A 13,394-nucleotide genomic window follows, 5' to 3' on the forward strand; every position below is an offset into this window, starting at 1 on the left:
GTGCTATCCGATGTGCCAGCGCACCGCCCAGCCAGGGAGGTCGCCGGACAACGCGCCGCCCCAGATCACAGTTCCCTTCGGCTCCGCAACGCCGGCGATGGCCCGATCCGACAGATTGGCTGTGAGCCACAGCGTGCGGCCATCGCTCATCTGCCAATGCGCGGTCAGGAGATCGCCGGTGACGCGGTCGCCGCCGAAGCGCGCCCCAATGAGCCGCGGCGTGATCTCGCGCCGGCGCACGGCGAGCAGGTCGCGCACCAGCTTTAGGCGCGCGCGGGCGGGATCGCGGCCAAGCGCCGCCCAGTCGAGCGCAGCCGATCGCACCGTCGCCTCGGCCAGCGGGTCGGGAATGTCGTCGCCGTATTTGGCATAGGCCCAGGCGAACTCCTTGCGCCGGCCGGCGCGGACGGCATTGGCGAGGTCGCCCTTGAAATCGCAGAAGAACGGGAACGGCGTCGTCGCGCCCCATTCCTCGCCCATGAACAGCATCGGCGTGTTTGGCGCGATCAACGTGACCGCCAGCGCCGCCTCCATCGCCTCTGGCCTTGCGATGCTTTCGAGCCGATCACCGAGCGGCCGGTTGCCGATCTGGTCGTGGTTCTGCAGGAAGTTGATGAAGCAGGTCGGCGACAGCATACCGCTCGGTTCGCCGCGCGCCTTGCCGCCCCAGAACTCGGATACTTCGCCCTGGTAGACGTATCCGGACGACAGCGCGCGTGCGAGGTGCTGCTTCGGCGTCCGGTAGTCGCCATAGTAGCCCTGGCTTTCTCCGGTCAGCAGCACGTGCCAGGCGTGATGATAGTCGTCGTTCCACTGGCCGCGGAACTTGCCGTCCGGCGGATCCTCGGCGGCATCGAGCAGGCTTGCGATGTTGTCGCCGTTCTCGAGCACGAGGTTGATCTGCCGCCCGGTCTCGGTGGCGAGCTGGCCTGCGGCCTTGCTGAAGTCATGCAGGATCGATACTTCGCCGGCTTCGACGATGGTGTTGACCGCGTCGAAGCGCAGTCCGTCGAAGCGATAGTCGCGCAGCCAGCTCACGACGCTGCCGATCGCGAACGCGCGCACCTCGGGTACGCGATAATCGATGGCGCTGCCCCACGGCGTATGCGCGTCGCTGAAGAAGGCGGGCGCATAGCGGCCGAGATAATTCCCCTCGGGCCCGAAATGGTTGTAGACGACGTCGAGCATCACCATCAGCCCGCGCAGATGCGCCTCGTCGATCAGGGTCTTGAGGTCCTCGGGGCGGCCGTAGGTACTGTCGGGCGCGTACCACAGCACGCCGTCATAGCCCCAGTTGCGCTTGCCTGCGAAATCCGCCAGCGGCATCAGCTCGAGCGCGGTGATGCCGGTTGCGACGAGATGATCGAGCTTGTCGATCATGGCAAGATAAGTGCCCTCCCGCGTGAACGTGCCGACATGGGCCTCGAGAATGACCGCCTCATGCCAGGGGCGGCCGCGCCATTCCGTTGCGCGCCATTTGAAGGCTGAGTGATCGATCACCTCGCTTGGGCCGAACACGTCGTCCGGCTGGAACGCGGAGGCCGGATCGGGCACATCGACCTCGTCATCGATGCGGAATTTGTAGCGCGTGCCGGCGCGCGCGCCCGGGATCTCGGCGACGTACCAGCCGGCGGCATCGCGCGTGAGTGGATGCGGCTTATCGAGCAGGAGATCGACGCGTTTGGCCGCCGGCGCCCAGAGCCGCAAGCGCGTGCCATCAGGTGTCAGCTCAGGGCCGAAATGCCGTGCGCTCATGGGGAGCCTGCAAATGCCAGCACCGAGCGCGGCGGTGCCGTCATGTCGGCGCCGGCTGCGAATTGCTCGGCCGTTTGCTCTGCCTTGGTCGTGTTCAAGACCTGCTGCCAACTCTTGTATTCCGCCATCCTCGGCATCCTGAACACGATCTCCTGCGGCGCGGCATTCAGCACAATAAAGATCGGCGCGTGCCCTTGTTCCATCGGTCCCAGCACGTAGGCGAGGAACCGGCTCTCCGGGAATTTCCAGTCGGACTCCGTCATTTCCTCGGCAGCCGGCGTTAGCCAGAGCACGCCATAGCTGCCGTCGGTGCGGCGGCCGTCCAGCCAGCGCTGGCAGCGGATCTGGCTGAAGCGCTGGCGCAGCGCGGTGAGGTGGCCGATGAAGGCGATGGCGTCGTCGTCGGTGCCGAGATTCTCCCAGCCGATCCAGCCGGTCTCATTGTCCTGGCAATAGGCGTTGTTGTTGCCGCCTTGCGTGTTGGCGACCTCGTCGCCGGCGAGGATCAGCGGCGTGCCCTGCGCCAGCAGCAGGCAGGCCAGCGCATTCTTCCTGAGCTGGCGGCGCAGCGCGATGATCGCGGGATCGTCGGTCGGGCCTTCATGGCCGCAATTGTTGCTGTGGTTGTCGTTGGAGCCGTCGCGATTGTCCTCGCCATTGGCCTCATTGTGCTTCTCGTTGTAGCTGAAGAGGTCGGCGAGCGTGAAGCCGTCATGCACCGTGATGTGGTTGATGCTGGCGCGGGTCGCGCGGTTGTCGTGGTGAAACAGGTCGGAGGACGCGGTCATGCGGCCCGAGATGTCGCCGATCAAGCTGCCTTCGCCGCTCCAGTAGCGCCGCATCGCGCTGCGGTAGCGGTCGTTCCACTCCGACCATTGCGACGGAAAGCCGCCGACCTGGTAGCCGCCGAGACCCAGGTCCCAGGGCTCGGCGACCATCTTCACGGTCGCCAGCACCGGGTCCTGGCGGATCGCGGCGAGGAAGGGATGGTTGCGCTCGAAGCCGTTCGGGCCGCGCGCCAGGGTCGTGGCGAGATCGAAGCGGAAGCCGTCGACATGGCAGACCTCGACCCAGTAGCGCAGCGAATCCATCACCATCTGCAGCACGCGCGGATGGGTGAGGTTGACCGAGCTGCCGCAGCCGGTGAAGTCGTCGTAGAAGCGCGGGTTCTCGCGGTTCAGCCAGTAGTAGGAGGCATTGTCGATGCCGCGGAAGCACAGCGTCGGGCCCATGTGGTTGCCCTCGGCGGTGTGGTTGTAGACCACGTCGAGCAGAACCTCGATGCCGGCATCGTGCAGCCGCGCCACCGTGGTGCGGAACGAGTCCAGTGCATTGTCCTGGGCGTAGCGCGCCTCCGGCGCGAAGAACGCGATGGTGTTGTAGCCCCAGTAATTCGACAGCTTCTTCTCGACCAGCACGCGGTCGTCGATCAGGCCGTGGATCGGCAGCAGTTCGATGGTGGTGACGCCGAGCCGCTTGAGGTGATCGATGATCGCCGGCGACGACAGGCCGCCATAGGTGCCGCGCAAATTCGGCGGCACGTCCTCGCGCTTCTGCGTCAGGCCCTTGACGTGGGCCTCGTAGATGATGGTGTCTTCCCAGGGAATCTGCGGGCGGATCTCGCGGCGGCCCCAGTTGAAGCTCTCGTCGACCACCACAGCCTTCGGCATGCCGCGGGCATTGTCGCGCCGGTCGAACGAGAGGTCCTCGCGGGCGCTGCCGGTGCGGTAGGCAAAATGCGCATCGCTCCACACCAGCCGGCCGGCGAGCCGCCTGGCATAGGGATCGAGCAGCAGCTTGTTGGCGTTGAAGCGGTGGCCACGCTCCGGCGCGTACGGCCCGTAGACGCGGTAACCGTAAAGCTGGCCCGGCGAGACGTCGTTGAGATAGCAGTGCCAGACGTCCTCGGTGCGCTCCGGCATCTCGATCCGCTCGAGCTCGCGGCGGCCCTGGCCGTCGAACAGGCACAGCTCGACCTTCTCCGCATTCGCCGAGAACAGCGCAAAATTGGTGCCTCTGCCGTCCCAGCTTGCACCGAGCCGTGCGGACGTTCCCCCAGTCAGTCGCATGAGTCAGCTTTCCGGTACGAGGAAGATCGCAGCCAACGGCGGAATGGTCAGGCTCAACTCGGGCGCGGTACCTTCCGAAGCGCGGACCTCGCCGATATTGCCGACATTGGTGCCGCCGTAATGGGAGGAATCCGAGTTGAACACCTCGTGCCACTTGCCCGCGAACGGCACCCGGACGCGATAGTTGCGGTAGACGTTGGGCGAGAAGTTCAGGACCACCAGGCAGCGGGCGCGCGCGTCATTGCCCTTGCGGATCCAGCCGAACACGTTGTTGTTGGCATCGTCGGTGATGACCCATTCGAAGCCGGCCTGGTCGCAGTCGAGCTCATGCAGCGCCGGCAGTGCGCGATAGAGCCGGTTGAGGTCGCGGACCAATTTCTGGATGCCGCTGTGCCTCGGCTGCTGCAGCAGATGCCAATCGATCGAATAGTCGTGATTCCACTCGCGCTCCTGGCCGAACTCGCAGCCCATGAACATCAGCTTCTTGCCGGGATGGCCGAACATGAAGCTGTAATAGGCGCGCAGATTGGCGAAGCGCTGCCAGTCGTCGCCGGGCATGCGGCCGAGGATCGAGCGCTTGCCGTGCACGACCTCGTCGTGGGACAGCGGCAGGATGAAGTTCTCCGAGAAGGCGTAGTGCAGGCCGAACAGGATGTCGCCGTGATGGAATTTGCGGTGGATGGGATCCTTGCCGATGTATTTCAGCGTGTCGTGCATCCAGCCCATGTTCCACTTGTAGCCGAAGCCGAGCCCGCCATATTCGACCGGACGCGACACCTGCGGCCACGCGGTGGATTCTTCGGCCGCCGTCGTCGCCTGCGGGAAGCGCGCGTACAGCTCGGTATTGAAACGGCGCAGGAAGTCGATCGCCTCGATGTTTTCCCGCCCGCCATATTTGTTCGGGATCCAGCCCCCGGCGGGGCGGCTGTAGTCGAGATAGAGCATGGAGGCGACGGCATCGACGCGCAGCCCGTCGATGCCGTAGCGGTCGAGCCAGAACAGCGCGTTCGACACCAGGAAGTTGGTGACCTCGGTGCGCCCGTAATTGTAGATCAGCGTGCCCCAGTCGAGGTGCCGGCCCTGCAACGGATTGGCGTGCTCGTAGAGCGCGGTGCCGTCGAAATTGCCGAGTCCGTGCGGATCGTCTGGGAAGTGTCCGGGGACCCAGTCGAGCATCACCGCGAGGCCTGCGCCGTGGCAGGCGTCGATCAGCGCGGCGAAATCATCCGGCGAGCCGAACCGGCTGGTCGGGGCGAACATGCCGGTCGGCTGATAGCCCCACGAGCCGTCGAACGGATGCTCTGATATGGGCAGGAATTCGACATGGGTGAAGCCCATGTCGCTGGCGTAGGCCGGCAGCTGCTCCGCCATCTCGCGATAGGTCAGCCACTCATTGCGGCCCTTGCGTCGCCATGAGCCGAGATGGACCTCGTAGATCGACATCGGCGAGCTCAGCGCGTTGGCGCGGTCGGGCGCCGGGCGCGGGTGCGGGATCTTGCGCTCGTCGATCACGATCGAGGCGGTCTTCGGGCGCACCTCGGCGGCGAACGCCAGCGGATCGGACTTCAGCGGCAGATGCTGGCCGTTGCGCCCGATGATCTCGAACTTGTAGTGGTCGCCGACGCGTGCGCGCGGGATGAACAGCTCCCAATAGCCCGGGCCGCGCACCCGCATCGGATGCCGCCTGCCGTCCCAGAAATTGAAGTCGCCGACCACGCTGACCCGCCGCGCATTCGGCGCCAGCACCACGAAGCCGATGCCGTCGACGCCGTCGAGCGTCATCGGATGGGCGCCGAGCGTGTCGTAGATGCGCTGATGCGTGCCTTCGCCGAGCAGATAGAGATCGAAATCGCTCAGGATCGGCGGAAAGCGGTAGGCGTCCTCCAGTTCGACGATGTTGTCGCCGAAGCGGGCGCGGAGCTGGTAGCGCGTCGAGCCGTTCGGCAGGGGACCTGCGAACAGGCCCGCGTCATGGATCCGCGCCAGCGGTGCCGTTTCGCCATGTTCGCCGATCGCCTCGACATTGGTTGCATCCGGCAGGAAGGCGCGCACGACCTTGCGATCCCCCTCGGCGTGGAGCCCGAGATAGTGGAACGGATCGGAATGGCGGCCCTCGATGATGGCATAGGCCTCGGCGGGCAGTTTGTTCATGCAACCTCATGCGGCTGTTGCGCCAGGATCCTCAGCAGGCCGGCGAGCGGCACCCGCAGCCAATCCGGCCGGTTGGCCAGCTCATACTCGATCTCGTAGAAGGCTTTCTCAAGCAGGAAAAAGTTGAGCAGGCGATCGGCTGCCCTGGCCTCAGTGGGCCACAGGCGTTGCCCCGCCATGGTCTCGCGGTAGGCAGCCAGCAGGGCGTCCGTCGCCTGGTCGCGCCATTCGGCCAAAGCAAGGCTCACCCTGCCGCTCTCGTCGGGAGCGACCTTGAGCGCGCGTTCCAGCGCTGCGATCGCGGCATAGTCGATCGAGCGGATCAGGCCGGCGACGTCGCGCGCCGGCGGTGCCTTGCGGCGCCGCTCGGCGATGGTGCGGCCCGGTCCGCCGTCGAAATCGATGATGAAAACATCGTCCTTGACCACCAGCAGCTGGCCGAGATGCAGGTCGCCATGATGGCGGATGCTCAGCCCGTCGGTCTCGCGCGGCAACAGCGCCTTGAGCCGCTCCGGCAGCACGTCGTGCTGAGCCTGCAACTGATCGGCCAGCACTCGGTCGGCCTCCTTCAGGGAGCCGCGCCGCTGCTTCAGCGTGTCGAACACGCGCTCGGCGCGCGCCATGATCTCGTCGTTCCAGCGCTGCAGGTCCTCGGGCCTGGTCGGCTCGGGCGCGAAGTCCGCCAGGTCGCGGTTGCTGGCGAGCGCGATGTGCAGCTCGGCGAGACGCTTTCCGCTGTGCGACAGGTGACGCAGATAAGTGGCCTGATCGCCGTCCTCCTCCGGATGTTCGCTCGCCGCCAGCAGACGTTGTCGCTCGACCAGGCGGTCGAGGTGCGCGGCGCCGACGTTCCAGAGGTCGCCCTGGTTGACCACCATCGCGTGCAGCACCGCGATCGCGCTGCGATTGTCGCCGTCCACCAGTTCGGACGTGCCGAGCAACGCCGGCGTGTTGGGGAAATTGACCACTTCGGTGAGGAAGCGGCCCATCTCGATCTCCGGATTGATGCCGACCTCGAGCTTCCGGTAGATCTTGGTGACATACTCGTTGTCGACCAGCGCGGTCGAGTGCGGCTGATCGTTCTCGAACACGCGGATCCGCTCCGGCTGCCGCACCGGGCGGTCGGAGAAGCGGCTGGTCGGCCGGAATTCGAGCTTCAGGCCCTGCTCGCCCTCGTCGACAGTGAGGTTTTCCCGCAAATTGCGCAGGAACAGGCCGGTGAAGATCTGGTCGGTGGCGACATCGAGCAGCGTGCCCTCGCGCGCGCCCTGACGAACCGCAGCAAAGGCGCGCGGGTTGTAGCGCTCGCGATCGAAGCGCACCCATTCGATCTGCATCGGCAGCACGTAGCGGCTGGTGGTGCCGCGCTCGGTGGTTTCGAAGAAGATCAGCCAGGGCCGGTTGTCGCCGATGTCGCAGAACGGGATCGCGGCGACCAGCGTCGGCTGGATCGCCTTCGCGGAATGCTCCGGGTACCAGCGCGTGCGCGCGAGATGGCCGGGCAGCACTTCGTGCTCGAACACGCCGCGCTCCCGCGCCAGCGAGGTCCAGGTCGAATTGAGCGGCACCACCAGGGTCTCGAATTCCGGCACCGCCCGCGGCTTCACCGGCTCGGACTTGTCGCGCTCCTGCAGCTGGAACCAATAGAAGCCGTAAGGCGCCAGCGTGATCATGTACGGCAGCTCGCCGATTGCCGGGAAGCGCGTACGCCCGAGCATCTCGAGCGGAATGCGGTCCTTGAAGGCGGAGAGGTCGAGCTCGGTCGCCTGCGCCGAGCGCGAAAGGTTGGCGACGCACAGGATGACCTCGCCCTGGTACTGCCTGACATAGGCGAGCACCGAGCGGTTCTCGGGGCGGATGAAGGTCATGGTGCCGCGCCCGAAGGCAAGCGTCGACTTGCGCACCGCGATCAGCCGCTTGGTCGCCGACAGCAGCGACGACAGGCTGCGCGATTGCGCCTCGACATTGACGGCCTCATAGCCATAGACCGGGTCCATGATCATCGGCGCATAGAGCCGCGCCGGGTCGGCGCGCGAGAAGCCGCCGTTGCGGTCCGGCGACCATTGCATCGGGGTCCGCACGCCGTTGCGGTCGCCGAGATAGATGTTGTCGCCCATCCCGATCTCGTCGCCGTAATAGATGATCGGCGTGCCGGGGAACGACAGCAACAGCGAGTTCATCAGCTCGATCTTGCGTCGGTCGTTGTCCATCAGCGGCGCAAGGCGACGACGAATGCCGACATTGATGCGGGCGCGCGGGTCGTTGGCGTAGGTCGACCACAGATAGTCGCGCTCGACGTCGGTGACCATTTCCAGGGTCAGCTCGTCGTGATTGCGCAGGAACAGCGCCCACTGGCACGCCGACGGGATGTCGGGCGTCTGCCTCAGGATGTCGGTGATCGGAAAGCGGTCTTCCTGCGCGATCGCCATGTAGATGCGCGGCATCAGCGGGAAATGATAGGCCATGTGGCATTCGTCGCCATGGCCGAAATATTCCTGCACGTCCTCCGGCCATTGATTGGCCTCGGCCAGCAGGATCTTGCCCTTGGCATAGGCGTCGAGCTCCTGGCGCAGCCGCTTGATGATGGCATGCGTCTCCGGCAGGTTCTCGTTGTTGGTGCCGTCGCGCTCGCACAGATAGGGAATGGCGTCGAGCCGGAAGCCGTCGACGCCGGTGTCGAGCCAACGCTTCATCACCTGCACGATGGCGCGCACCACGCGCGGATTGTCGAAATTCAAGTCCGGCTGGTGCGAGAAGAAGCGGTGCCAGTAGAACTGGCCGGCCTCCGGATCCCAGGTCCAGTTCGACTTTTCGGTGTCGGTGAAGATGATGCGGGTATCGAGGTATTTCTGGTCGGTGTCGCTCCAGACGTACCAGCTGCGCGCGCTCGAATTCGGCGGGCTGCGGCGCGCGCGCTTGAACCAGGCGTGCTGGTCCGACGTGTGGTTGACGACGAGCTCGGTGATGACGCGCAGGCCGCGCCGCTTGGCCTCCTGGATGAAGCGCTTGAAGTCCTTCATCGTCCCGAAATCGGGATTGATGTCGCCATAGTCCGCGATGTCGTAGCCGTCGTCGCGGCCGGGCGAGGGGTAGAACGGCAGCAGCCACAGCGCGGTGACGCCGAGCTCCTGCAGATAGCCGAGCTTCTCCGTCAGACCTGTGAAGTCGCCGATGCCGTCATTGTTGCTGTCGGCGAATGCCTTGACGTGCAGCTGGTAGATGATCGCGTCCTTGTACCACAGCTGGTCCGCGGTCTCGGTCGCGACCTTCACGTCGGTGTTGACGGAGGAGAATACGTTCATGAGGGCCCCTTCAGGCGACACAGCGCAATAGCAACGCGGGATCGCGCGCAGGATCTAGACGCAGGCGGATGCCACCCCATTCGAGCGCATGGCGCTCGCCGGTAACAAGGTCTTCCACTTCCGTGACGGGGCGGCGGCCATCGCCGCAGCCGACCATGACGTCGCCGAGCGGAAGCCAGACCTCACGCGGCTCAGCCGACAATGCAATCGCGGCCGCGATCACATTGCCCTGATCGACTGCCTCCTTGACGAAGCCGATCACGCCGCCGTCATCGACATTGATAAAGCGCAGATTGGCGAATTGTTGCAGGGCCGGATTGCCGCGCCTGATTTGGTTGAGGCCCGCGATATAGGGCTTGAGGTTCCCGGCCCGATCCCAGTCACGAACCCTGATCTCGTATTTCTCGGAGTTGAGATATTCCTCGCGGCCGGGGATCGGCGCGTGCTCGAGCAATTCGAAGCCGCTATAGATTCCGTAGCTGCTTGAAAGCGTCGCGGCCAGCGCGAGACGCGACTTGAACATCCAGGATTCGCCGCTTTGCAGGTGGAAGGGCAGGATGTCAGGTGTGTTGACGAAGAAATTCGGCCGAAAGAAGTCACGATCGGGATAGGAGGTCAACTCGCCGAGATACTGTTCGAGCTCGAAGCGCTGCGTGCGCCAGGTGAAGTAAGTATAGGACTGCGTGAAGCCGAGCTTGGCGAGACCCTTCATCAGTTTTGGCCGCGCGAAGGCTTCGGAAAGGAACAGCACGTCGGCATCCCGATCCCTCACCTCGCGGATCAGCCATTCCCAGAATGCCAGCGGCTTGGTGTGCGGATTGTCGACCCGGAAGATCTTGACGCCCTGTTCGACCCAGAACAGCACGACATCGCGCAGCGCGCGCCACAGTGCGGCTGCGTCCTCGGAACCGAAATCCGGGTTGACAACGTCGTCCCAGCGCTGCGGCGGATGTTCGGCCGCGCGCATCGAGCCGTCCGGACGGCGCTTGAACCACTGCGGATGTGCGGTCAGCCAGGGATGATCGGGCGCGCACTGCACGGCGAAATCGAGCGCGACCTCGAGGCCGTGGGCATGGCATGCCGCGACGAAAGCGCGAAAATCGTCGAGCGTGCCGAGCTCCGGATGCACCGCGTCGTGGCCGCCCTCCGCCGCGCCGATCGCGTAGGGGCTGCCGGGATCGCCTGGCTGCGCGATGGCGGCATTGTTGCGGCCTTTGCGATGGGTCCGCCCGATCGGGTGGATCGGCGCCAGTAGCACGACGTCGAAGCCCATCGCGGCGATATCGGGCAACCGCGCGATGCAGTCTTTGAAGGTCGCGTGCACGCCCGGCGTCTTGCCCTGGCTGCGCGGAAACATCTGGTACCACGCGCCGCTGCGCGCCCGCGGCCGGTCGGCGGTGAGCGGATAGAGCTGCGACCGCATCAGGTCGCGGCGAAATTGGCTGCCGGCCATCGCCTCGCATAATTCGGGAGCGAGCAGCGCGCCGGGCTCGCCGGTCTGCAGAAAGATCTCGCACTGCCTGATGATGATCGCGGCTGCGGCAGGTCCCCCGGCTTGCGCCTGGGTCAGCATGCCCGCGCCTTCGACGGCATCCAGCGTGTGGTCGCCGCCGTCGCGCTGCTTCTGCTCGAAGCGATCCCGCCAGCTGGCGAATTCGTCGGTCCAGGCCTCGATCGCGAAGCTGTATCGGCCGGTCCGCTCGGGCACGAAGGCGCCGCCCCAGCGGTCATCGCTGTGCAGCGTCATGGGCGCACGTTGCCATTCGCCGTCGCCCTCATGCCGCCACACCAATGCCGCTGCGATCACATCATGTCCGTCACGGTAGATGTCGGCCCACACCTCGACAGGTTCGCCCGCAATGCGCTTGACCGCAAAGCGGCCGCCATCAACCGACGGATAGACATCGGTGATATGAAAAGTGCCATTGGCACTCTCGACAGGCCGGGTGGTTTTGTTCACGGTGATGCCGCCATTGAATAGGCAAATGAAGCCCCCGCGCCGGGAAGGAGGCACGCCAGACCCATATAGAAAGCCGCTCGCCGGGCAATGGTTCCCGGTGGGAACGCTGGATAGGGTAGAGCGTTGAACATCAACTATCCCTTTCCCGTATCTGTACAATTTAGCAACGATCCCAATACCGTTGCGAGCAGGCAGCGTGCCGAATGGACCTTTACGCCAAAGCCCAGACCCTGGGAATCCAGACCGAGTATATCGATGGTAGCGGTCACCGCCGTGTGACAACCCCCGAGGCGCTGACGGCGATCCTCGCGGCGCTGCCGCCCCAGACGCCGCGGCGGATCATCGCCGATCCCGTGGTCGTCAGAGGCAGCCATAGCGGACAGACGCAGCTCTCCGAGGCGGCCCGGCTTCCCGTGCAGTGGACGATCACCAATGGCGCCACGCTGCTCGCGCAGGGCGAGGCGCATGGGAGGAGCGTGGCGTGGCCATCCGGCCTGCCCGAGGGCGTGCACCGGTTGCAGCTCAAGGACGCATCGGGCAGCGAGGAGCTGCCGTTCCTGGTAGCGCCCGAGGCTGCGTTCGGCGGCGCGTTCGACCGCTGCTGGGTGATCGCGGTGCAGCTCTATGGCGTGCGGTCCGCCCACAACTGGGGCATCGGCGACTTCACCGATCTGCAGGGCCTGCTCGAATTCGCTCATCGGCTCGGCGCCGACGGTATCGGGCTCAATCCGTTACACGCGCTGTTCGACGATCGGCCCGGCGATTGCAGCCCGTACTCGCCGAACAGCCGGCTGTTTCTCAACGCGCTCTATATCGACGTCGCGAAGATTCCCGAATTCCACATCGATGCCGAGGCGCAAGCCGCGCTAGCGCAGCTTCGTAGCCGCGACATGGTCGACTATGTCGGTGCGGCCGCGCTGAAATGGCCGGCGCTGCGGGCCGCCTTCGCGGCCTTCAAGGCCAATCCGGGCCTCGGCCGCTGGCAGGATTTCGAGGCCTATCGCAAGGAGCAGGGCGCGCTGCTGTCGCGCTTCGCTTGCTTCGAGGTGATGCGGCACAAATTCATCACGCCGTGGTGGGAATGGCCGGACGAGTGGCGGCAGCCCAATGATGCGGCGTGCACGAAATTGCGCCGGGCGCGCGACACCGCCGCCGAGGTCGAGTTCGTCGAATTCGTGCAATGGACCGCGGACCGGCAGCTCGGCGCTTGCCAGGCGCTGGCGCACAGGCTCGGCATGCGGGTCGGGCTCTATCTCGACGTTGCCGTCGGCGTGCAGTCGGATGGCTTCGACGCCTGGAATGAGCAGACCGCGATCTCGCGTCACCTCGGCGTCGGAGCGCCGCCTGATCCGCTCAACACCGCGGGCCAGGACTGGGGACTTGCCGGCTTCAATGCCGCGGGCCTCGAGCAGCGCGCGTTCGAGCCGTTCAGGCAGATGCTGCGCGCCTCGATGCACCATGCCGGCGCCATCAGGCTCGACCATGCTTTCGGATTGAAGCGGCTCTATCTGGTACCGCGCGGCTTCGGCCCGGCCAACGGCGCGTATGTACTGATGCCGTTCGAGGCGCTGCTGGCGGCGACCGCGCAGGAGAGCGTTGCAAGCCGCTGCGTCGTGATTGGCGAGGACCTCGGCACGGTGCCCCCGGGGTTCCGCGAGCAGATGAACGGCTGGGGCATCTGGTCCTATCTCGTGATGATGTTCGAGACCGACGACCAGGGCACCTTCCGCAACGCCGACTACTATCTGCCGAACGCGCTGGTGACGTTCAACACCCACGACCTGTCGACCTATGCCGGCTGGCGTTCGTTCAGCGACCTCAAGACCAAGCGCGCGCTCGGCATCGATCCCGGCGAGACCGACGAGGGACGCTGGCACGCGCTCGGCCAGCTCGACGAGGTGCTGCACCGGCACGGCATCAATAGCCACGACTTCTATTCGGTCGCGAGCTTCTTGGCACGGACGCGTTCGCGGATGATGGCGGTTTCGATGGAGGATCTGCTCGGCATTGTCGAGCAGCCGAATATCCCCGGCACCGTCTACGAGCATCCGAACTGGAAACGGCGCCTGCCGGTCTCGCTCGAGCATCTCGCGTCGGCGATCGATATCGACGCGCTCAAGCGTGCAACCCGCGAGCGGTCGCACGCGGAATAACGCG

Annotated in this window: 6 protein-coding genes; 1 reads left to right on the top strand and 5 read right to left on the bottom strand. The window is 65.5% G+C overall.

Annotated elements, in window-relative coordinates; all coding sequences use genetic code 11:
- Nucleotides 1–3: 3 nt before the first annotated feature.
- Genes treZ through AKN83_RS15030 form a run of 5 tightly spaced genes read right to left on the bottom strand, consistent with a single transcriptional unit; the run spans nt 4 to nt 11,237 of the window.
- A complete protein-coding gene (treZ, locus tag AKN83_RS15010; RefSeq protein ID WP_050402075.1) occupies nt 4–1,755 on the bottom strand; it encodes a malto-oligosyltrehalose trehalohydrolase in 1,752 nt (583 codons plus the stop codon).
- Complete coding sequence (gene glgX, locus AKN83_RS15015; RefSeq protein ID WP_050402076.1) at nt 1,752–3,824, bottom strand: glycogen debranching protein GlgX; 2,073 nt, start codon at nt 3,822–3,824, stop codon at nt 1,752–1,754. The genes treZ and glgX overlap by 4 nt, the downstream gene beginning before the upstream one ends.
- Before the next feature lie 3 nt (nt 3,825–3,827).
- The gene (gene glgB / locus AKN83_RS15020; RefSeq protein ID WP_050402077.1) at nt 3,828–5,975 is read right to left on the bottom strand and encodes a 1,4-alpha-glucan branching protein GlgB; all 2,148 of its coding nucleotides are present in this window, start codon (nt 5,973–5,975) and stop codon (nt 3,828–3,830) included.
- Nucleotides 5,972–9,277 carry a maltose alpha-D-glucosyltransferase gene (treS, locus tag AKN83_RS15025; RefSeq protein ID WP_050402078.1) on the bottom strand — a complete coding sequence of 1,102 codons (3,306 nt, stop codon included), beginning with the start codon at nt 9,275–9,277 and terminating at the stop codon, nt 5,972–5,974. The genes glgB and treS overlap by 4 nt, the downstream gene beginning before the upstream one ends.
- Nucleotides 9,278–9,287: 10 nt before the next feature.
- Nucleotides 9,288–11,237 (bottom strand): alpha-1,4-glucan--maltose-1-phosphate maltosyltransferase, encoded by a 1,950-nt coding sequence (locus tag AKN83_RS15030; protein WP_050402079.1) that lies wholly within the window; start codon nt 11,235–11,237, stop codon nt 9,288–9,290.
- 203 nt (nt 11,238–11,440) lie between these two features.
- Between AKN83_RS15030 and malQ the strand changes: the two genes are divergently transcribed.
- Nucleotides 11,441–13,390 carry a 4-alpha-glucanotransferase gene (malQ, locus tag AKN83_RS15035; protein ID WP_050402080.1) on the top strand — a complete coding sequence of 650 codons (1,950 nt, stop codon included), beginning with the start codon at nt 11,441–11,443 and terminating at the stop codon, nt 13,388–13,390.
- Nucleotides 13,391–13,394 lie beyond the last annotated feature (4 nt).

The sequence above is a fragment of the Bradyrhizobium embrapense genome (assembly GCF_001189235.2).
GTDB lineage: Bacteria > Pseudomonadota > Alphaproteobacteria > Rhizobiales > Xanthobacteraceae > Bradyrhizobium > Bradyrhizobium embrapense.